Source organism: Streptomyces pactum, assembly GCF_016031615.1.
GTDB classification, from domain to species: domain Bacteria; phylum Actinomycetota; class Actinomycetes; order Streptomycetales; family Streptomycetaceae; genus Streptomyces; species Streptomyces pactus.
Map to the genome: position 1 here is coordinate 396402 of NZ_JACYXC010000002.1, position 20784 is coordinate 417185.

Consider the following 20784-nt stretch of genomic DNA (forward strand, 5'->3'; position numbering starts at 1 on the left):
GACGCTCCTTCCGGTGCGGGGGACGGGGCCCGGGCGGCGGGCCCGGGCTCGACGGGTCGGGCCCCCGTGGCCGCGCCGGGTGACGCGGCCACGGATCAGGGGCGTCACTCCGTCAGTGGTGTGCGTGGGCGCCGTGGTGGTGGCTCCCGTGCCCGGACGCGGCCTGGGCCGCCGCGTCCGGGCCGGGGGAGGGCGCGGTGGTCCGCACCGTGAACTCGGCGGTCCGGACGGAGCCGTCGTGCTGGAAGTCCAGGTACAGGCGGTAGGTGCCGGCCGACGGCGCGACCGCCATGAAGGCGATCTCGGGGCCCGGTGCGGTGGTGCCGTCACCGGGTTCGCCCTCCGGGTGGACGTGGAGGTAGCCCAGGTCGCCGACCCGCAGGGCCACCAGGTGCCCGTACGCGGCCAGATAGGGCTCCAGGTCGGTGACGGGGTGGCCGTTCCGGCTGACGGTGAGGGTCAGCGCGCTCGCCTCACCGGGCACCAGTCCGCCGTCGAGGACCACGGTGTACTCGCCGACCCGTGCGGTCCGGTCCACCTCGGGGAGCGGGCGCGGGTCGTACGGTCCGGCGACCGCCACGTCGATGCCCAGCGTCATGGTCCCGTCGTGGCCGGCCGGGTGGATGTCGGTGAAGAATCTCCAGTCCCCCGGTTCCAGGGCCAGTTCGACGCTCCAGGTGCCCTTTTCGTCCCGCACCGGGTGCACGTGCTGGAACCCGGCCGTGTCGCGCCGGACGGCGATGAAGTGCAGCTCCTTCTCGTGCTCGGGCACGAACGCGGTCACCGCCCGCCCGTCGGGACCGGTCACCCGGAAGCTGACCGTCTGCACGCCGGCGGGGAGGATCGTCGAGTCGAACTCCAGGGTGTATCCGTTCTCGGAGACCGACAGTCCGCCGGGCCGGGTTCCGCCGTGCCCGGCGTGCCCGGCGTGGCCGCCGTGGCCGGCGTGGCCGCCGTGGCCGGCGTGCCCGGCATGGTCCTGGTGGCCGGTGTGCCCGCCGTGTCCGGCGTGGCCGGTGTGCTCGCCGTGGCCCTGGTGGCCGTTGTGGTTGGTGTGGTCGTGGGCGGAGTGGTTCGTCATGACGTCTCCCGGTGGTGATGCGCCTTCCGGCGCCGTCCGATCAGCTCGTTGATCGGAACCATATACCCCCCAGGGGTATTCCGGTAGCCCGGTGATCGAAAAGTTGCGACGGGGTTCGCCCAGGTGGGTCTCCACGGGCGGGCCGTTCACCGGCCGGCGTCCGTGGCCGCCGGTGTGTCCGAACGGCTGCATCGGCGGTGGACGCCTCGGCCGGCGGCCGAAGGAGCGGAGCGGGGCAGCAGCGACGCGCGGGCAGGCGAAGCGGTTCTGCCCGCCCCCCGTACGGGCGCGCCGTCGATTCCCCGCCCATCCCCGGAGACGCGGGCATCTCCCGCCGGACGGCACGGCAACTGCCGCAGGCCGCCGGGGCCTTGACCTCTTTGGTGAGGCCTCCCGGAGGATCGCGGTCCGCGTCAGGTGGTGGGGCGGGCGCCGGGGGTGTGGCCGAACGTACGGCGGAAGACGTCGATGAAGGTGCTGGCGGAGGACCAGCCGCACCGGTGGGCGACGGTGGTGACGGGGGTGCCGTCGGCGAGGAGCACCAGGGCGTGGTGGAGTCTGATCTGGGTGCGCCACTGGGGGTAGGTGAGGCCGAGGTCCTCGCGGAGCCGGCGGGAGAGGGTGCGGGCGCTGGCGCCGATCCGCTGTCCGAGCTCGTCCAGGGAACGGTTGTCCGCGGGATCGGCGCGCAGGATGTCGTGCAGTTCCCGGAGCAGGGGGTCGGTGGGGCTCGGCAGGTGCAGGGGCTGTTCGCGGGAGACGGTGAGCTGGTCGAGCAGCACGGCGCGCAGACGCCGGCGGGGCGGACCGTCGTTGTCGGGGGCGCGGGTGTAGGCGACGATGAGTTCGCGCAGGAGGGGGCCGACGGCGAGGACGGCCGGTTCGTCGAGGCCGAGGGGATTGATGGTGGCGGGCAGGCCGACGAGGTGGAGGTCGAGTTCGCCGTGGGCCTGGTGCCGGTGGACGGTGCCGGCGGGGATCCAGAGCGCGCGGGTGGCGGGGGCGACCCAGGAGCCGGCGTCGGTGGTCACGGCAATGATGCCCTGGCTGGCGTAGGCGATCTGGTGGTCGTCATGGCGGTGCGCGTCGATCTCGCCCCCGGACGCCAGACGCTGGGTCCGGGTCGGCGCGACCGGAGTGTGGCGGATTTTCTGCATCACCTGTCAATTTAACGAAAGCGCGACAGCACGTGGTTCTCCGAGCATGGGGCGGGTGCGAAGGAATACAACGATCTCCCTGCTGGCCGCGGGGCACGCCTGCGTCGATGTCTACCAGGGCGCCGTCGCGGCGCTGATCCCGTTCTTCGTGGCCGAACGGGACTACAGCTACGCGGTGGCCTCCGGCATCGTGCTGGCCGCCTCCCTGCTGTCGTCGGTGGCCCAGCCGGTGTTCGGCGCGCTCACCGATCGGTGGTCGATGCCGTGGCTGCTGCCGGCCAGCACTCTGCTGGGCGGCGTGGGCATCGCGCTCAGCGGCCTGAGCGGCTCCTACGGGCTCACCCTGGCCTTCGTCGCCGTCTCCGGCATCGGCGTGGCCGCCTACCACCCGGAGTCCGCCCGGGTGGCCCGGATCGCCGGCCGGGGCAGCCACAGCGCGATGGGCTGGTTCTCCCTCGGCGGCAACATCGGCTTCGCCCTCGCCCCGCTCATGGTGTCGGTGGTCATCGGGCAGGGTTCCCTGCACCGGACACCGCTGCTGGTGCTGCCCGCGCTCGCCGGCGCCGCCCTGTGCGTGCCCGTCCTGCGGATGCTCGCCCGGTCCCGGGCCGGCACGTCCACGGCACCGGTGCCCCGGGCCGCCGACGACGTGGCCTCGTTCGTGAAGCTGTCCCTGGCGGTCGTCTTCCGCTCCGTCGTCTTCACCGGGCTGAGCACCTTCATCGCCCTCCACGCCCAGCAGCGCGCGCCGGGCGGCACCACCGGCGGGACCGTCGCCCTGTTCCTGCTGTTCCTGGGCGGCGCGGTCGGCTCGGTGCTGGGCGGGAACCTGGCCGACCGCTACGGCCGGGTCCGTGTCTCCCGCTGGTCGTACCTGCTGTCGGTCGTCGCCGTCGCCGGAGCGGTCCACGTGCCCGGCCCGGCGATGTTCCTCTTCGTGGCCCTCACCTCCGCCGGCCTGTACGTCCCGTTCTCCCTCCAGGTCACCCTCGGACAGGACTACCTGCCCTCCCGCGTCGGCACCGCCAGCGGGATCACCCTCGGCCTCACCGTCAGCATCGGCGGCCTCGTCAGCCCCCTGCTGGGGCTCCTGGCCGACTCCACCTCCCTCCGGACGGCCCTCACCCCGCTGATCGCCATGCCCCTCCTGAGCTGGCTCCTCTTCCGTGCCCTGCCCGAACCCGCCGGCCCCGCGCCCCGGGCCGCCGTCCCCGCGCCCACAGCCGTGCGCCAGGACACGTAGCCCCGCGCCGGCCGGCGGGCCCGTACCCGTACCGGCCGGGGGTGCACGGCACGTGCGGACAGCCCGGGCGTCGTGACCCCGCACCGGTCCGCCGCCGCTTCTCCGGCGACACCCGCGCCTGGCCCCCGGGACCTCAGGAGCGCACCGCCCGGCGGCCGGCCGCGGGGCGCCGTCGTGTCCCACCGCCCCGCCCGGCGGACCGGTCCGGCGGTCAGCCGGCGGTGGCGCTGTCGGCGTCGGGGTGGACGGTGAAGACCTGGTCGAGACCGACGACGGCCAGGATGCGCAGGGTGTCCTTCGGGACCGCTGCCAGGGCGATGTCGGCGCCGGCGGCCAGGGCACGCTGGCGGGCCGCGAGCAAGGCGGTGATACCGCTGGAGTCGCAGAAGTCCATACCCGCGAGATCGATGACCAGGCGCCGGCCGGGAGCCAGGTCGAGGGCGTCGATCCGGTGGCGCAGGGTCGGGGCACAGGCGTGGTCGAGGTCGCCGGCGACGTGCACGACGGGGCCGGTGACGGTGTCTTCGCAGGTGACGTTCAGTGGGCTCATCGCGCTGGATTCGTTGCGGGACCGGGGTGCGGAGGGGCGGCGGGGACGCCGAGCGTGAGCAGGGCGGTGTCGTCGTCGAGACCGTCACCGAATCCGGCCAGCAGCCCGGTCAGCGCGGCGATCACCTCGCGGGCGCCGGCCGGGGCGTGGCGGGTGGCGAAGTCGAGCAGGGCGTCGTCGCCGAACAGGCTGTCACGGCGGGGCCCGGTGCGCGCCTCGGTGAGACCGTCGGTGTAGAGCAGCAGCGTTTCGCCCGGGGCGAGAGTGGTGGTGGCGGTGGCGAACCGGGCCTCGGCCAGGGCGCCGACGAGCATGCCGCCGGGGGTGGGCAGGAAGTCGGCGTGGCCGCCGGCGCGCAGCACGAGGGCCGGGGGATGGCCGCCGGAGGCCAGGCGGATGCTGGTGCTGCCGCTCACCGGGTCGGGCTCGGCGGTGCCGAAGACGACGGTGCAGTAGCGGGGGTCGCCGGTGGCGGCGTACCGGTCGTGCAGCACCTGGTTCAGGGTGGTCAGGGCGGTGGCCGGCTCGGCGTCGTGCAGGGCCGCGGCGCGCAGGGTGTAGCGGGTCAGTGAGGTCAGGGCGGCGGCCTGGGGGCCCTTGCCGCACACGTCGCCGAGGAAGAACGCCCACCGCTTGCCGTCCACGGGGAACAGGTCGTAGAAGTCGCCGCCGAGCCGGTCGGGGGAGGCGGTGTGGTAGTAGAAGGCGCTCTCCATGCCCGGCACCTCCGGCAGGGTGTCGGGCACCAGGGAGCGCTGCAGGACGGCGAGGGCCTCGGCGAGGCGGGCCCGGTCGGCCTCGGCCTGCCGGCGGGCCTGCTCCGCCTCCCGCCGGCGGCGCAGCAGCTCCTGCTCGTAGGCACGGCGGTCGGAGGCGTCGAAGACGGTGGTGCGGATCAGCAGCGGCTCCCCCTCGCTGCCGTACTTGAGCGCGGAGGAGACCAGCACCGGCAGCCGGGCGCCGCCGGCGGTCTTCAGCTCCAGGGCGATGCCCGTCAGCCGCCCCTGCATGCGCAGCAGGGGCGCGAAGTGCGTCTCGTGGTACAGCTTGCCGCCGACGGTGAGCAGGTCGGCGAAGCGCACCCGTCCCACCACACCCTCGCGCTCCAGTCCCAGCCAGTCCAGCAGCGTGCTGTTGATCTTGGCGATGGTGCCGTCCAGCAGCGTCGACAGATAGCCGCAGGGCGCCGATTCGTACAGCTCCTCGGCGCTGTCCTCCAGCAGCGCGGTGAACTCCGCGTCCGTCCCCGGTCCGAGCGGTTCCGGAAGTTCGCCCGTACGGCACATCACGGCAGGTCTTTGAGGAAGTCGAGCATCGCCGCGGCGGTCGCCTCGGGGGCGCTCAGCTGCGGACAGTGGCCGGTGGCGTCCAGGGTGACCAGACGCGAGGCGGGGATCGCGGCATGCACGAAAGCACCGACCTCCCGGGGTGCGATGACGTCCTGGGAGCACTCCAGCACCAGCGTCGGCACCGTGACGGACTTCAGGTCCTCGCGGCTGTCGGACAGGAACGTGGTGCGGGCGAAGACGCGCGCGATGTCCGGGTCGGTGGCGCAGAAGCTGTTGGTCAGTTCCTGGCCGAGCTCGGGCCGCTCCGGGTTCCCCATGATCACAGGGGCCATGGCGGAGGACCAGCCCAGGTAGTTCGTCTCCAGGGCCTCCAGCAGCTCGTCGATGTCCTCCGCGCTGAACCCGCCGCGGTAGCCGTCGTCGTCGATGTAGCAGGGCGAGGGGGCCACCATCACCAGCGCCCGGATCCGCTCGGGGATCCTTTGCGCGGCCAGCAAGCCGACCATGGCGCTGACCGAATGCCCCACGAACACCGCCTGCTCAAGATCCAGGTCCTGGCAGACCTCCACCACGTCCTGCGCGTAGCCGTCGAGGGAGGCGTAGCGCCGCGGGTCGAAGGCGGACAGGTCCGAGCCGCCGGAACCGACGTAGTCGAACAGCACCAGCCGGTAATCCTCGGCCAGCGCCGGCACGATCAGGCGCCACATGTTCTGGTCACAGCCGAACCCGTGGGCCAGCACGACCACGGGCCCGTCCGGCCTGCCGGTGACCGTTACGTTGTTCCTGCGGCGCATGTCCATGAGGGTCATTCTCCCACCCGGTCCGGACCAGCCGGCAGGCACCCCGGAGCCCCGCCACCGCGCTCCCGCCCGGAAGGGGGCCCGGCGACCCGCGGCCCTGCCCCCGCGCGTCAACGGGACCGCCCCGTGGCGGTGGGGCCCGCCCTGCATCGCGAGGCCGCCCCGCCGGCCGGCGTCACGACGACCGGCACGGGCTGCCGCCGCTGCCCGGCACCCGCCGCGGCCCGCCCCGCCGCCCTGCTGCGGCCAGGGTGTGCCGATGAGCCCGGCACACCCCCTGGACACCGCGGCCGGTACGGCCTCCACGAGGTGCCGCGATCCCGGCCACGACCGGGCGCGGCCACGGTGGTACGGGATCTGCGGCCGCCGGGCGGGGCTCAGCGGCGGCCGAGGACCCTCGCGTGGCGGTAGGCCCAGCCGGTGAGCAGCAGCCCGGCGGCGCTGAGGGCGGCGTGGGCCACCAGCGCCGGAGCGAAACCGCCGGGCAGCCACCCGAGCAGTCCCCGGTGGCCGTGGTCGAGGAGCAGCCGGACCAGGCCCTGCCCGAAGACCGCCAGCACGAGCATGCCAAGGACCTGCAGGACGTCGTACTTCACGCTTGATCCCTTCAGGAGATGTGTTACGAACGTATCAATCGCACTGCATCCAAATTCCCTGGGTTTGCAGTCAAATTGATGTTCCGTCACAGATTTTTCGGCGCTACGGTGAAGGGGTGCGTGACGAAAACGCGAGGGTGTGCACGGTGTGCGGGACGCCCACGACCCCTCCCCGGCGGGGCCGCCCGCCTCTCTACTGCTCCCGCAGCTGCCAGGCCCGGGCGTACCGCCGGCGCAAGCAACCGCTGCCGGCGCCGGGAGCCGCGGCCCCACCACCGGAGGGACGGCCGACGGACACCCGCGCGCGCCGCCGGCGCCGGATCGCCGAAGCGGTGTGGCGCATCGCCGCCGGGCAGGGACTGGAAGGGGCGAGCATGCGCGCGATCGCGGCCGAGGCCGGCGTGTCGCTGCGCGCGGTCCAGTACCACTTCGACAGCAAGCACGCCCTCCTGGTCGACGCGCTGCGCCTGCTGCACGAGGACAACGAGCGGCTGGCCAGGGCGCGCATCCGGTCGGACATGACCGACCCGCGCGGGCTGCTGCGTGCGCTGCTGGAGGAGTTCCTGCCGCTGGACGACCAACGGGCTTTCGCGCTGCGGGTGTTCGCCGCCTACTACGCCCGCAGCCTGGCCGATCCCTCGCTCGCCGCGGTCTTCCTCGCCGCCGATCAGTCGTTGGAGCGGCTGGTGGCCGACATCATCGAGGCGGGCCGGGCGGCCGGAAGCACGGTGCCGGATGTGGACCGCCACCACGAGGCGGACCTGCTGGTGGCAGGAGCCACCGGACTGGGACTGGACGTGCTGCACGGGCGCCGCCCGCTCGCCGACGCGCGGGCGGTGCTAGACTACCACGTGGCCCGCATCTTCCCCGCGGACACCACCACGCGGCCCGACGGCCGGCCGTGACGGAACACCTCCGGCCCGTCCGACCGGAACACCTCCGGCACGCCGGGCCCCGCGTCCGGCCCGTTGCGCCGCCGACCGCCGACCGCCGACCGCCGACCGCCGACCGCCGACCGCCGACCGCCGACCGCCGGGCCGGCGTGCCGGAGTTCCGGCGTACGCGTGGCCGCCGCCCCGCGACAGCCCCAGCACGGCGCCCAAGGCCCGCTCCACGTGCTCAGGAGGCTTTGATCACGCGCCGACACGGGACCTGATGAGCAGTCACCGTCGCCGTGAGGCCGCGTCAGGGGTGCGTCACCCCTCGAACACCGGCGCGCCCGTGGTGAACGGTCGAGAGGCACCTGCCTGCGCAGCGGCGACGCGGCACCCGGCGCTGCCGGGGCGAGCCCGAGGGTGCTCCCCGCCCCGGGCACCTCGGGGGCCGCTCCTGGTACCGACGAACCGGCGCGGGAGCGACACCGATGACGGTTGCCGCCGGTTCGCCCCGACGGCGCATCACTCATGACGTTCGAAGTCCGGCACGTCTTCGAGCGATGCCGGATCGTCCACCGACCGGGACGGAGCCCCTTCCGGGGCGCGAACCCGGGAGACGGAAATCCCGCGCAGGCAGGCGCCACACCACAGGAGCACGTACCCCAGCCGGTCCTCGGGCGTGACGAGGTACCTGACTTCTAGTCGGTCCTGACCGCAGTCCGGACACGGAACCGGACCCACCTCACCCCGCCGGCCGCCGACCAGCCCCAGCGCCCGCAACCACACCGCACGATCAGTCATCAGCCCGGCCTCCCGCCCAAGCAGCTGGGGAACTCGTTCGCCGGCTCTGTCGCTGATCAGGCGCCACGGCAGAACTCGGTGCAACCGACGCGACGGTACTCCGACCGGCCCGTGACGGCCCGGCTGTTGCCGCGGCTCGCGGTGGCGCCGGAAATCTCTGCGGTACCGGAGGACGGCGACTGCACCGCGGCTCACCTGCACCTTCCCGGTCGGATCGGCCTCCACACGGGTGCGCGGAGGCCGAGGGGTATCGTCAAGGCACCTGAGCAGCCCCGCAGCCGAGACCACGGAGGCACCGCAGATGACCGACACCCCACGGCCGAGCTTCCTCCTGGTCCACGGGGCATGGCACGGCGCCTGGTGCTGGGACTCGCTGCGCACCGCGCTGGACGCCGACGGTTGGCGATCCCACGCCGTCAACCTGCCCAGCGCCAACCCGCCGGCCGACCCGCGCGGCGGCAGCGCCCCGGTGGGCATGCGGGACGACGCTGAGGTCATACGGGACAGCCTGCGGCGCATCGACGGCCCGGTGGTGGTGGTCGCCCACTCCTACGGCGGTGTCCCCAGCACCCAGGCCATCGCGGACGCCACCAACGTGACCCGGGCGGTGTACCTCGCCGCCTTCCCGCTCGACGTCGGGGAGAGCATGGCTGGCTTCATCGGCACACCGGTGCCGGACGACGGCAAGGGCCAGGCCCCGCCCTACCCGGACGCACGCCAGGTGCTCTTCCCCGACGTGCCCGAGGCCGACGCCGAGCGGGCCGTGGCCCGGCTGCGTCCGCAGAGCGTCCGCTCCCTCACGGAGCCGGTGACCGCGGCAGGCTGGCGCACCGTGCCCTCCACCTACGTCGTCTGCGATAACGACCGGGTGCTCGCACCTTCCCGGCAGCGTGAGCTCGCCACCCGGGCCGGCACCGTGCACCGATTGCCGAGCAGCCACTCGCCGTTCCTCTCCATGCCACGACAACTCGCCTCCCTCCTGGGCCGGATAGCCACCGCCGACTAGAGCAGTACCGCCGGCATCAGGCGGTCGTCGGTCCGGCCGGCGGAACGTCTCGGCGCGTCGACGATGACCAACGTCCCGTGGCCGGCAGGCCCACCGTTCACGGACCGCGGTCCGCGGGATCGGGAGCACCGGTCGTCGTCCCGCATCATCCCCGTGCCTGGTCGCGGGGCGGCGGCGTTGGCGTACGGGCATCCGGCGGGCGGTGCCGCGGGACGGCAGGCGGCGGACACGGGTCACGGCCGGTCCTGCCGGACGAGCCGGTCCAGGGTCCGCCGGCCCCGGGTGGTGACCTCGGCGTCGTCGTTGTCCGGGCCCCACGCCAGGCAGTTGACCGCGTCCAGCGCGGCCAGGCAGCGCAGGGCATGCCGCTCGGCGCCGGTGAGGCTCCGTCCGTACCCCTGGAAGAACGCCGACTCGCGGTCGGGGTGGTCGAGCCACTGGGTCACGGAGAGGATCACGAGGTCCTGCACGCGGGCCGCGGGCCGGGTGCGCTCGAAGTCGATGAACGCGAGCCCCGCCGGGGAGACCAGCCAGTTCCGCGGCTGGTTGTCGCCGTGGATGTACCCCACGGGCACCGGGCCGGTGCGGCGGAGCTGGGCGGCGTAGCCACGGATCAACCGCCGCTCCTCCTCGGTGAGCCGGTCCCCGGCGCGGGCCAGGTACTTCTCCGCTCCGTCGGCGGCGGCCTCCAGGGCACCTTCGGCCTCCGCCCGGTCCGCGCGGCCGAGTGCGCCGGCCTCGTGCAGCCGGGCGCACAGGGCACCGGCCTGCCGGTGCACCGCGCGCCATGCGGCGGTGCTCAGGGCCGCGCCGGCCGCCGGGCTGCCGGGCACCGCCGTGAGCAGCAGCGCGAGGGCCTCCGCGCGGCTGCCGACGAGGTTCGGTGCCCGGCTGTGGCCGAGCGCGGGCACCAGGTGGCGGTATGCCCGGGTCTCGCGGGTGAAGAACTTCGCGCTGGGCGAGACCTTCACATACCGGCGGGTCCCGCCGGACCCCTCCAGCTCCCACACCCGGGACCGGGGCCAGTCGTGTGAGGCATCGCGGACGGCTGTGACGGGCCCGATGTGCTGTTCCGCCCAGCGCCGCAGATCCGTGGGCAGCGGTGTGATCTGTCTCATGCCGTGCTCCGCGTGTGCGGGCGGGTCGCGGGGCAGCGGTGGCTGCCGGCCGCGGTGAGGGGAAGGGACACGGTTCCTCCTGGCGGTGCGGGTCGCGCCGTGCGACGAGGGGACGGGACGGGGGAGGGGCGCTCAGCGGTCCTGGGAGAGCGCGAGGAGTTCGGCGAACGTTCCGCCGGCGTGCACCAGGTCGTCGTACCGGCCCTGTTCGGTGATCCGGCCGTGCTCCATCACGACGATGTGGTCCGCGATCCTGGTGTTCTCCGGGCGGTGGGTGACCACGATGGTGATGCGGTCGCCGGCGATGGACTTGATCCGTTCGAAGATCTGGTGCTCGCCGCGCGGGTCCATCTGGGAGGTGGGCTCATCGAGGATGAGCAGCTCGGGCCGCCGGTACAGGGCCCGGGCGCACGCGATGCGCTGCCACTGGCCGCCGGACAGCTCCGAGCCGCCGAAGACCTCCCGGGACAGCAGCGTGTCCAGGCCGGCGGGGAGGGCTTCGACGGCTTCCCGCAGGCCGACCGCGTCGACGGCCTCCCACACAGGCGTGTCGTCGTGGGTGCGGGGCTGGCCGAGGGTGATGTTGTCCCGGGCCCGAAGGGGCCACTGGGCGAAGATCTGCGGCACCAGACCGGTGCGGCGCCACACGGTCGCGGGGTCGGTCTCGGCGAGGTCGGCGCCGTTCCAGGTGACCCTGCCCTTGTCGGGCAGGTAGATCCCGGTGAGCAGCCGGGTGAGCGTGGACTTCCCCGAGCCGTTCGCTCCGACGATGGCGAGGATCTGGCCCCGTTCGAGGGTGAGGGAGACACCGTCCACGGCGGGCTCGTCCTTGCCGGGGTACTGGTAGACGACTTCGTCGAGCCGGATCTCCGCCACGGGAGGGTCGAGCTGCCGGGAGCCGCGCCGGGGGGCGCGGGCGGCGGCCGTGTCGAGGAAGGACTGCATGTCGCCCAGGTACAGGCTGGTGTGGAAGACCGCGGCGCCGCTGACGACGACCTGCGACAGGGCGGCGAGCGTGGTCTGCACGGCGATGACCGCCGTGGCGGCGACCGCGAGCTCGATCCGTCCCGATACCGCCAGCCACGCCAGCGCTCCCCAGGTCGCCACCAGGAAGACGCCGCCGGCCAGCGAGGAGAGCAGGGCGATCCGCAGGGTCCGCGGTGCGGCGTCCAGGGTGCGCCGGTCGCACCGTTCGGACAGGGTCCGGTACCAGTGGACGAGATAGTCCGTCATCGAGTTGGCGCGGACCTCGTCGCCGTACTTGGACGTGGTCGCCCACCAGCGCATCATGCCGCGCACATTGCGGTCCGCGACATTGGCGTAGTGGATCTCGTAGTCGACGCGGGCGGTCAGGACGGCGCCGACCCCGGCCGGCAGCACGGCGAGCAGAAGCAGCGGCAGCAACAGCGGGTTGAGCACCGACAGCACGCCACCGGCGGTGACCATGCGGAGCAGCGCGGACAGGAGGCGCTGGGCGTCGGCGACCATGGTCTGTGTGCGGACCACCCCCATCTCGGCCGCTTCGTGCCGGTCGGAGAATCCGTCCTCCGCGTACGCGGCGGCCTCGACCCGGCAGACCGCCTCGACCAGGGCGGTGTCCGTCTCGGTGGTCAGCCGGGGGGTGATCCGCCGCCCGGCGTACGTGGCCACCGCTCCCGCGCCGCGGCCCAGCGCGGCGGCGAGCGCCACGACCAGCAGTGCCGGCAGGGCCTCACGCAACCGGTCGGCGGCGGCGCCGTCCCCGAGGACGGGTTCCATCGCGTGGGCGGTGGCGGTCAGCAGCACGGCGGCCGACACCCCCGTGAGCACCTGGCAGCCGAGCAGGAGCTGTACCGCTCGCCGGTCGGTGCGCCAGGACAGCCGGGCGATCCGGCCGAGAACGGCGGGGATCTGCGCGCACATCCGGCGGAAGCCGACCTCGGCGAGCGGGTTGACGGAGTACTGCCCGGCGTAGGTGATCTCGGCCGGGGCAGGAGGCGGCGGCGCGGTGTTCTGCTGATCGTTCGTGGTGGCCGAGGTCAATGTTGATCCCCCTTGACGGTCGTCCGGCGCGGGTCATGAGGCTCAACGATCCGGCCGGAATATCGAACACATGTGTTTCGGTCGGTCCCGGAACCCCGAGATTCGGCGCGTGTCGGATCGTGCACGATGCATCGACCCGGCCCCCGCAACAGAAGCGGCACAGCCCGGAGTTGGCCGAAACGCCGACGGCGGCGTTCCGGGCCACACCGGCCGGCTCCAGGCCGGGGCTGCGGATGCGCATCCCGTACGCCAATGCGTCGTCCACGGAGCTGATCGGGACCCCGCCTCGTCGCCCGCCCCTCGGCCGGCAATCCGAGGAAGGCCACGCATCCCGGCTGTTGCGGGGGCGGCCCGTGACGATCACCGCGCGGACGTCTCGAACGCCCCTGCCGCACACCCTGGACCCACGGGCCCGCGGTGTCACGTCCCGGTCCCGATCGCCTCGCCGCCACCCTCTGCGCCACCTCTGGTCCGACGGGAACAAAGAGTCCGGTCGAGTACGCAGAATGCGAGACCCGCGAAGTGGGTGGACAGCCCATCACCAAGATTGTAAATATATGTGACATGACGCATAATCATGCAGTGAGTCAGGGTCCTGACCCCGTGTCATGGCCGGTAGGCTTCCATGCCTACACAGGGCACGCCGGACTGCGCGCGCACGGCGACGACATCTCCATCGTCGCGTCGGACCGGCCGGCCACCAGCGCCGCGATGTTCACCCGGAGCCTCTTCGCGGGCCCAGCCGTGGTGCTCAGCCGTGCACATGCCTCGGGACAGACCCTGCGTGCCGTGACGACGCTGGCGCAGAACGCGAATGTCGCCACCGGGCGCCGGGGTGAGGAGAACGCCGCCGAGGTCGTCTGCCGCGTCGCCGGGATCCTGGGCATTCAGGAGGACGAGGTGCTCATCGGCTCCACCGGTGTGATCGGACGCCCACTGCCGATGGGTGCCATCCGCGCACACTTCGACGAGACCGTCGAGCGCGGCCTCTCGGCCTTCGTGGCCGAACCGCTGGATGTGGCACGCGCCATGATGACCACCGACACCCGTCCGAAGACCGCCGTACGGACCGTCGGGCAGACCCGGATCGTGGGCGTCGCCAAAGGTGTCGGCATGCTGGAACCCGATATGGCCACGATGCTGGCCTACGTGTTCACCGACGCGGACCTGTCCCCGGCCGACCTCGACGAAGCACTGCGCGCAGCGGTGAATCGCACGTTCAACTGTCTGAGCGTCGACACCGACACCTCCACCTCCGACACGGTGGCGGTCATCGCCAACGGTGCCGCGGGACCGGTCGATCCGGCGGAGTTCTCCAAGGCCCTCGCCGACCTCTGCCTGGACCTCACCCGGCAACTGGCCAGTGACGGCGAAGGCGCCACCAAGCTCCTGCGCGTCACGGTCGCCCAGGCCGGCGATCATGCCCAGGCCAAACGCATCGCCAAGAGCGTGGTGAACTCCCCGCTGGTCAAGTCCGCCGTGCACGGCGCCGACCCCAACTGGGGGCGGGTACTGATGGCCATCGGCAAGAACACCGAGGACACCGACATCGCGCCGGACAACGTCAGCGTGAGATTCGGCGACATCGAGGTGTACCCGGAAGAGCCCGAGGCCGACACCCTCGACAAACTCGTCGGCATCATGCGCCAGGACGAGGTCGACATCGTCATCACGCTGGGCATCGGGGAGGCCCGAGCCACGGTCTACGGCTGCGACCTGTCCGCCGACTACATCCGCATCAACGCGGACTACACGACATGACCGGGTTCGACCGCAGCAGCGGATCCCGCACCGTCGTGGTGATTCCCCAGTGGCAAGGGTCGGCTGCACGCGACCCTCAACGGCTGGCCAAGGGTGCGTACCGGCTGAGCGCGCTGCTCCCCGCGGCTCGACGCACTGTCGTCGACATCGACCCCCGCCCCGGGCAGGACCTGGACGGCGTACGTCACCTCGATGTGCTGACCCGCTCGCTGGAAGCAACCAGGGCCGCGCTGGGCCGGAACGGCGATGACCCACTGCTTTCTGTGGGCGGCGACTGCGGCATCGAGCTCGCGCCTGTCGCCCGCGCCGTCGCTCGCCACGGCGACAACCTGGCGGTTGTCTGGTTCGACGCCCACGCGGACCTCAACACCCCCGACACCTCCCCCTCGGGGGGCTTCCACGGAATGGTGTTGCGCACCCTGCTCGGCCAGGGACCGTCGCCCTTGGTGCCCAGGCCGGAGGAGCGCCTCTCCTCCCGGCAGATCGTGCTCGCGGGCGTTCGTGCCCTCGATCCCGCCGAACGGGACTTCATCGAGTCCGAACGCATCCGGGCCCTGTCCGTTCAGGCTCTCCGGGAGCCGGGCCCACTGATATCCGCGGTGGCAGGTACGGGGGCCACGCACCTCTACATCCACCTGGACCTGGACGTGCTGGACCCCGAGCACTTCACCAGCCTGTCCTGCCCGGAACCCGAGGGTCTGCACCCCGACCAGCTGCGCGCCGCCCTGCACGCGCTGACCAAGCGCTTCAGCCTCGCCGGCATGGGGATCACGGAACACGCCCCCGCCGCCGACTCGGCCAGCAGCGACCACGTCCTTCGAACAATCCTCGACGGCGTGGCCTTCGAGTAGCGATTGCTGGTACCGGGGTGGTCGCGGGCAGGGGTCCGGTTCGTCGGCCATCGGCCGACGCAGGTCAACCTCGTAGGTCCGCTTGAGGGAGAGGCCATCTCAGGTGGCTGTTCCACTGAACGTGCGCCGGTAGGTCTGCGGGCTGACGCCGGTGGTGCGCTTGAAGCGGTCACGGAAAGTGGTGGGTGAGCCGAAGCCGACCTGGCTGCCGATGCGCTCCACGGAGTGCTCCGTGGTTTCCAGCAAGTGCTGTGCCCGGCGGATGCGGGCCCGGTGGAGCCACTGGAGCGGCGTGGTGCCGGTCTGGTCGCGGAAGCGCCGGATCAGGGTTCGGGTGCTGGTTCCGGCCCGCTCGGCGATGTCGGCAAGGGTGAGGTCGCGGGCCAGGTTGTCCTGTAGCCAGGTGAGCAGCGCCTCAAGCTCGGAGCCCTGCGGTGTGGGTATGTGGTCGTGGACGATGAACTGCGCCTGCCCGCCCTCCCGTTCGAGAGGCATCACTGACAGGCGGGCGGCGTTGGCGGCGACGGCCGAGCCGTAGTCACGGCGGATCATGTGCAGACACAGGTCCATGCCCGCCGCGGCACCGGCCGAGGTGAGCAACTGGCCGTTGTCGACGTAGAGGACGTCAGGGTCGACGTCGAGGTCCGGGTGGGCGGCAGCCAGCAGACCGGCCGCGCGCCAGTGGGTCGTGACACGCAGCCCGTCGAGGAGCCCGGTCCCGGCCAGGGGGAAGGCGCCCACGCAGAGGGAGGCGATCCGGGTGCCGTCGGCAGCGGCCGCCCGCAGCGCGTCGTGCACGGCGGGAGGGAGCGGGGCAGCGGGATCGGCGACGCCCGGCACGATGATCGTGTCCGCGCCCTGAAGGCCCTCCAGGCCCCAGCGGGCACGCAGGGTGAAGGCTCCGGCGTCGACCTCGTCGCGCTCGGCGCACACCCGTACCTGATAGCCGGGCCGCCCGTCGGGCAGGCGGGTCCGGGAGAAGACCTCGATCGGGGTGGCCAGGTCGAACGGGATCACCTGATCCAACGCGAGCACGGCAACCGTATGCATGGCCAGAACCTACCTCCCCACCGGCTGGCCGGACCTGGCCCGCCCTTCCGGAAGGGCCATGTCATCGCACTCCGCACGCCGCAACAACGCGCTGGCACTATTCCGTTGAAACCTGTCACCAGCGCCACTGGGCGAGCACCCGGGAAGCCGGTTGACTTCGGAGCGTCCCGATGAAATCGACGCCGAAGGAACCCCACGCCCATGCACACCCAGGTCGTCCTGTTCGATGACTTCGACCCGCCGGATGCCATCGCCCCCTACGAGGTCCTGTACGCCGGCGGCTCGGCGACGGACGGCGCGGTGACCGTCGAGCTGGTCACCGCAGAGGGCCCTCGTGAGGTCGTCGGCGGCATCGGAGGACTGAACCTGCGCGCCGTCGGCGCCCTCGACCTGGAGCGCGCCGACACGCTCATGGGATCCGGCGCCTCCGGCCGCGTGGGCGAACCCGGCGAGGCCCCGGAACCCGCGAGTCTGTTTCCCGCAACGGCGCGCCGCGCCCTCGCCGACGCCTGACTGATCACCTCGATCCCGCTGGCCGCGACGGCTGCCGGCGTACCGACACTCCTGATCCTGCCCACCCGGGACCGACCCCGGCCGGGACATCGGTGCTCGCGCTGCGGCAGCTCGACCACGGCGACCCGGCCCGCCCCAAGAGGAAAGAAGTCATCCCCTCATGAACCTCGTGTCACCAGTGATCGTCGGCGTCATCTACTGCCTGCTGATGTCCCTGATCGAAGAACCGCACCGACGCCACTTCAACGCGATCATGGTGGGCGGAGCCGGCGCCGCCTATCTGAGCGGGGGCGGCTTCGGACCGTGGGAGCTCCCATTCGTCGCACTCACCGCCTACGTCGCCTACCGCGGCCTGGACTCCTGGGCCTTCATCGGCGTCGGCTGGCTGCTCCACACGGCCTGGGACATGGCCCACCACCTCAAGGGCAATCCGATCCTGCCGTTCCACCACGACGCATCGTTGGCATGTGCCATCTGTGATCCGGTCATCGCCCTGTGGTGCTTCCGCGGAGGACCTTCCCTGATCGCGCTCGTCCGCCGCCGGTGCCGGCCCGGCCGGACGGCAGAGCACGCGCACGATCACGCCTCCGCCGCCTCCTGACCGGACCGCACCGGCACCCTACGGCCGGCCTGGGAACCGGAGACCGCCCCCGCCTCAACCGTCGTGATCGTTGCCCCGGCTCGCGAGCAGGATGCCGAGACGCCGCCGTGGCCCACGGTCCGGGCCCGGAACAGGGCGAACTGTCATGAGCGCCGGGGACAGGACCGGGGCGGCGGCGTCGTGGTCTCCACCCGGTCCGCGACGCCACGGACGGGATGCCTCTGCCCGCTCCGGTTGCATCGCCGCCGGCCCAGCGGTGTCCCGGCAGCGGCCCGCAGGCCGGCAACGGGGTGGACACCCGAACAGCCCCCTGTGACGGCCTTTGACCGAACCCACGCTGACCTGCTGTGCCATGGGAGGCTCGGAGGGTCATGGCAGCTGGAGAGTGGAACAGGTGGGGCCACGCGAGGAACGCACCTCGCAGTCCACGTCCCCGCCCGAGGTGAGCGCGGTGATCTGAATGCCCCACGCGCTGCGCGGGACCGAGACCGCGACGGAGACGCGCTGGCTGACCTCCCCCTTGTCGTTGGGCCGAAGGGTGCTCTCGTAGAGGTCTTCGTCCGTGACGGGGGACCCGTCCTTGTTCACACCATTGACATACACATCGATGGTGGCCCATCGATCGACGCCATCCGCATGGACGTCGAACCTCACTTTCAGGTCGGGTCGGTGCCCCTCGATGAGCATATGGGTGATGTTGGGGCGGCCGTTTCCGCTCGCCGCGTCCGCAGCACCGACAACGGCCACGATCAACGCCGTCATGTAGAAGATCACCCCCAGCACCAGGACCGCGGTCTCCCACAGATTGCCCCGGCGCGTGGGGTGGATGAGCAGGGCCACGACGCTGCATACGATGGCCAGGATGGCGCACAGAGAGGCGACGTAGATGGGCCAGGACTCGTTGTTCAGGGCCACGAAGACCACATCGCTCGTCAGGCCCAGGGTGGTCATGATCCCCGCGACCGCGACCAGGGCACCAGCGAGGATCTTGGCGACGTCGTCCAGGCGCTTGCCGACCCTGGCCTGGACCTCGTTCAGGCCCGCCGTCGGCGGCTGAGGCTCGCGGCCCGCACCCGGTCTGGGGACCCGGATCATGACACCACGCTACGGTCACACCGGGACACGCGCTCTTCGGAGCTGCCCCGAACAGGCGTAGGCCGAAAGAGGGCCATGGACCGATCCCCTGTCGGCAGGGTGACGGACTCGCGGAGTCGCCTGGAGGCCACCGGCCGGGACGAGTGCCCCGTGTTGGACGTCAACGTCAGCTGCATTCTGATCAGCGAACGGAACACCATGCGTACCGACCGGGCTGGCTCCCGGGAGCACCGGGTCCGCACGGTCCCCACGGCCCCACGGGGGAGGGGCCGGGGTGCGGCTGCGGGGATCCGTACGGTCCGTCAACGTCCCGGGGGGCATTCAGGGGGGCGACGGTGCGCCCGCCGCGGATGACGGGCAGTCCGCGCACCAGCCGTCGATCATGAGTTCGTAGCGCAGACCTGCTTCGGCGAGGTACAGGTCGTCGTCCGGGGTGCCGCTGTCGGTGGTGAGGACCTCCGGCACGACGAGGTCGAATCTGGTAGATCGTCTCCACGCCCGGCACAGTAGACGCCCGAACCGACACTCCCCGGCGGAGCGTTTCCCCGAAGGGGCCCGCCGGGGAACGGGCGAGGGGGCCGGCCGGACCGGTGGTTGTGGCGGGCGTAATGGTGATCACCGATTTCCGGCCGTAGACCGCGGCACGGACCGTCGATGCCGTGAGGTGTGAGCCGTGAGTGGTGGGGTCGGTTGGCGGTACGGTCGGCGGGTGGAGTCCAAGAAGTTGAACGCGTGTCCGCTGCACGGTGCCGGGGTGAGTGCCGGGAGCCTGGTGGGGCGCCGGCTGGCGCGGGTCGCCGGGTCGTGGCACGTGTACGCCGGTGACGTTCCCGAGGGTCCGCTGGATGTGTGGCTGATCGATGACCGTGGGGAAGCCGTTCACCTCACGACCGGATCGGACTGGTGTCTGATCGTCGAGGTGTCGGAGCCGCACGCGGGTTACGACATGGGGGGTTCAGGGCTCGTCACGGTGGGGGCGGTCGGTGAGGGATCACCGTTCGTGGACCACCTGGGGGAGAGCATTCTGGCGGCGCGGGAGGACCACGAACCGCATGCGGGACGCGTCGCGCTGGAGCTCTCGTTCCCCACCGGTCGGGTTCGTTGTGAGAGTTGGGCGGGGGAGCTGCGTGTGACGTCGGTGTCATCGGTCTGACCCCCGCTTCGGGGCGCTTCCCGCCCCGGCTCCGGCCCCCGCATCACACCACCTCGTGGCCCTGACCGCCCAGCAGCCCCGGTTCCCGCGCCGGTACCGGTACTCCACCGGGCTCATGCTGTTGTGCATCGCCCGCCGGGTGAGGTCCGGCGTTGTGCATCCGGTCCACGGCGTCGGACGCGGCGTATCGAGGGGGCGCGCCTCGCCGGATCCGCTCGCATCCGCGCCACGGCCTCACGTGTACGCGCACCGCCCACGCCGGGCGCCACTCACCTGGGCACCGCGATGTCCGCCACCGCACCCGGCGCGTGCACCACCCCCGGGCACGTGCACCACCGCCCCGGATCGTGCCTCCAACCACCCGGACACCACATGCGGTCCGGCCGCGGCGCACGCCCGGGTGCAAGCCTGCCGCTCAGCTCGCCCCGGTGTCCGGCTGCCGGGCCATCCGCCAGTACTGGCGCCGTTTGTCGTCCCGCACCACCACACCCAGGCGGGCCAGCTCCCTGCGCAGTTCCCGGACGTCGTCGTCGGAGAGGTCCTTCTTCCGCAGCGCCTCCTGCCGGGCCTTGAGAAGCGGTTCGGCACCTTCGGGCAGTCCGGGTACGCCCGGTACCCAGAGGCGGAACGCCTCCCGGTGGGGATCCTCGTCCGCCCACCTGTAGCCGTGGGCCGTGAAGGCACCGGCGACGCGTCGGGGGTCCACGTCACACCGCTCCCGGGCCAGTTCACCGCCGTCGTGGCCGAGCAGCACGAGGTGCTTGCCGTCCCGGTACGCCGCGGCCACCTCATCGCGGGGGAAAGCCTGTTCGCTCCCCATGCGCAGCAGCACCACCCGCTCGTCGGTGAGACGGATCACCGTCTGCTCGTACTGGGCGATGCCGCCGAGAGCCAGCCCGGCCGCCGATCCCACGACCGCCAGCGCCGGAACCGGGACGGACGCGACGAACTCGGCCGGTCCCCGCAGCGGCGCGGAGGGCAGGTTCAGGAGCCATTCGGCCAGAAGGTGGGCGAGCCAACCCGCCCCCGCCCCCACCAGGGCGAGAACGACGTAGACGCCCACCGTGCTCCACGCCGGTTCCCGGAGCACGGTGAGCCGCTCCGTCCTGCGGTCCCCTGCATCACCGGTACGCATGCTCGTCCCTTCCCCCTGGTCCTGCGGTCCCGGCAATAGTAGACCGAGTACTCGGTTTAAAATGAACCCACGGGGTGGGGGACCGGA

19 protein-coding genes and 1 pseudogene are annotated in these 20784 nt (G+C 72.3%); 8 read left to right on the forward strand and 12 right to left on the reverse strand.

Translation table 11 applies throughout. From position 1 onward, the window contains the following. Positions 1-112: 112 nt before the first annotated feature. Both IHE55_RS29950 and IHE55_RS29955 read right to left on the reverse strand, forming a co-directional pair. Positions 113-1081, reverse strand: a complete 969-nt coding sequence (locus IHE55_RS29950; RefSeq protein WP_232266986.1) for a DUF8832 domain-containing protein — start codon at positions 1079-1081, stop codon at positions 113-115. A 413-nt stretch (positions 1082-1494) separates the two neighbouring features. Continuing rightward, positions 1495-2238 (reverse strand): AraC family transcriptional regulator, encoded by a 744-nt coding sequence (locus tag IHE55_RS29955; protein WP_197992543.1) that lies wholly within the window; start codon positions 2236-2238, stop codon positions 1495-1497. 55 nt (positions 2239-2293) lie between these two features. On the opposite strand from IHE55_RS29955, the gene IHE55_RS29960 reads away from it, so the two are divergent. Then, complete coding sequence (locus IHE55_RS29960) at positions 2294-3481, forward strand: MFS transporter (RefSeq protein ID WP_197992619.1); 1188 nt, start codon at positions 2294-2296, stop codon at positions 3479-3481. A 211-nt stretch (positions 3482-3692) separates the two neighbouring features. Here the strand turns inward: IHE55_RS29960 and IHE55_RS29965 are convergent, their stop codons facing one another. The 4 genes from IHE55_RS29965 to IHE55_RS29980 all read right to left on the reverse strand — a co-directional run bounded on the left by IHE55_RS29965 (position 3693) and on the right by IHE55_RS29980 (position 6716). Then, the gene (locus tag IHE55_RS29965) at positions 3693-4031 is read right to left on the reverse strand and encodes an STAS domain-containing protein (protein ID WP_197992544.1); all 339 of its coding nucleotides are present in this window, start codon (positions 4029-4031) and stop codon (positions 3693-3695) included. Next, entirely contained in the window at positions 4028-5317 is a 1290-nt protein-coding gene (locus tag IHE55_RS29970; RefSeq protein ID WP_197992620.1) for a PP2C family protein-serine/threonine phosphatase, read from the reverse strand. Before IHE55_RS29970 ends, IHE55_RS29965 begins: the two co-directional genes overlap by 4 nt. After that, positions 5317-6120 carry an alpha/beta fold hydrolase gene (locus IHE55_RS29975; RefSeq protein ID WP_197992621.1) on the reverse strand — a complete coding sequence of 268 codons (804 nt, stop codon included), beginning with the start codon at positions 6118-6120 and terminating at the stop codon, positions 5317-5319. Before IHE55_RS29975 ends, IHE55_RS29970 begins: the two co-directional genes overlap by 1 nt. A gap of 377 nt (positions 6121-6497) precedes the next feature. Further along, entirely contained in the window at positions 6498-6716 is a 219-nt protein-coding gene (locus IHE55_RS29980; RefSeq protein WP_197992545.1) for a hypothetical protein, read from the reverse strand. A gap of 332 nt (positions 6717-7048) precedes the next feature. Between IHE55_RS29980 and IHE55_RS32900 the strand changes: the two genes are divergently transcribed. Next, entirely contained in the window at positions 7049-7621 is a 573-nt protein-coding gene (locus tag IHE55_RS32900) for a TetR/AcrR family transcriptional regulator (RefSeq protein WP_307826949.1), read from the forward strand. A 1072-nt stretch (positions 7622-8693) separates the two neighbouring features. After that, positions 8694-9398: an alpha/beta fold hydrolase gene (locus tag IHE55_RS29990; RefSeq protein ID WP_197992546.1), complete on the forward strand. Its 705-nt coding sequence runs from the start codon at positions 8694-8696 to the stop codon at positions 9396-9398. 233 nt (positions 9399-9631) lie between these two features. Here IHE55_RS29990 and IHE55_RS29995 read toward each other — a convergent pair whose 3' ends face one another. Beyond that, the gene (locus IHE55_RS29995; RefSeq protein WP_197992547.1) at positions 9632-10516 is read right to left on the reverse strand and encodes a phosphotransferase enzyme family protein; all 885 of its coding nucleotides are present in this window, start codon (positions 10514-10516) and stop codon (positions 9632-9634) included. Between the two features lie 132 nt (positions 10517-10648). After that, positions 10649-12538, reverse strand: a complete 1890-nt coding sequence (locus IHE55_RS30000) for an ABC transporter ATP-binding protein (protein WP_197992548.1) — start codon at positions 12536-12538, stop codon at positions 10649-10651. Between the two features lie 564 nt (positions 12539-13102). Between IHE55_RS30000 and argJ the strand changes: the two genes are divergently transcribed. Further along, the gene (argJ, locus tag IHE55_RS30005) at positions 13103-14299 is read left to right on the forward strand and encodes a bifunctional glutamate N-acetyltransferase/amino-acid acetyltransferase ArgJ (protein WP_197992549.1); all 1197 of its coding nucleotides are present in this window, start codon (positions 13103-13105) and stop codon (positions 14297-14299) included. A 35-nt stretch (positions 14300-14334) separates the two neighbouring features. Continuing rightward, the gene (locus tag IHE55_RS30010; RefSeq protein ID WP_307826951.1) at positions 14335-15150 is read left to right on the forward strand and encodes an arginase family protein; all 816 of its coding nucleotides are present in this window, start codon (positions 14335-14337) and stop codon (positions 15148-15150) included. A 99-nt stretch (positions 15151-15249) separates the two neighbouring features. Here IHE55_RS30010 and IHE55_RS30015 read toward each other — a convergent pair whose 3' ends face one another. Continuing rightward, on the reverse strand, positions 15250-16200 hold the full coding sequence (locus tag IHE55_RS30015) for a GlxA family transcriptional regulator (protein ID WP_197992551.1): 951 nt from the start codon (positions 16198-16200) through the stop codon (positions 15250-15252). A 201-nt stretch (positions 16201-16401) separates the two neighbouring features. Here IHE55_RS30015 and IHE55_RS30020 point away from each other — a divergent pair. Then, positions 16402-16662 (forward strand): annotated as a pseudogene (locus IHE55_RS30020) (type 1 glutamine amidotransferase family protein); the annotation flags it as partial. A gap of 211 nt (positions 16663-16873) precedes the next feature. Continuing rightward, positions 16874-17314 (forward strand): DUF6010 family protein, encoded by a 441-nt coding sequence (locus IHE55_RS30025; protein WP_197992552.1) that lies wholly within the window; start codon positions 16874-16876, stop codon positions 17312-17314. A 369-nt stretch (positions 17315-17683) separates the two neighbouring features. On the opposite strand, the gene IHE55_RS30030 is transcribed toward IHE55_RS30025, so the two are convergent. Beyond that, positions 17684-18409: a hypothetical protein gene (locus IHE55_RS30030; RefSeq protein WP_197992553.1), complete on the reverse strand. Its 726-nt coding sequence runs from the start codon at positions 18407-18409 to the stop codon at positions 17684-17686. A 321-nt stretch (positions 18410-18730) separates the two neighbouring features. Next, positions 18731-18874: a hypothetical protein gene (locus tag IHE55_RS30035; RefSeq protein ID WP_197992554.1), complete on the reverse strand. Its 144-nt coding sequence runs from the start codon at positions 18872-18874 to the stop codon at positions 18731-18733. 244 nt (positions 18875-19118) lie between these two features. Here IHE55_RS30035 and IHE55_RS30040 point away from each other — a divergent pair, with 244 nt between their 5' ends. Further along, entirely contained in the window at positions 19119-19562 is a 444-nt protein-coding gene (locus IHE55_RS30040; protein ID WP_197992555.1) for a hypothetical protein, read from the forward strand. Positions 19563-19977: 415 nt separating this feature from the next. Here IHE55_RS30040 and IHE55_RS30045 read toward each other — a convergent pair whose 3' ends face one another. Continuing rightward, positions 19978-20697, reverse strand: coding sequence for a YqeB family protein (locus tag IHE55_RS30045; protein WP_197992556.1), 720 nt, complete (start codon positions 20695-20697; stop codon positions 19978-19980). Positions 20698-20784 lie beyond the last annotated feature (87 nt).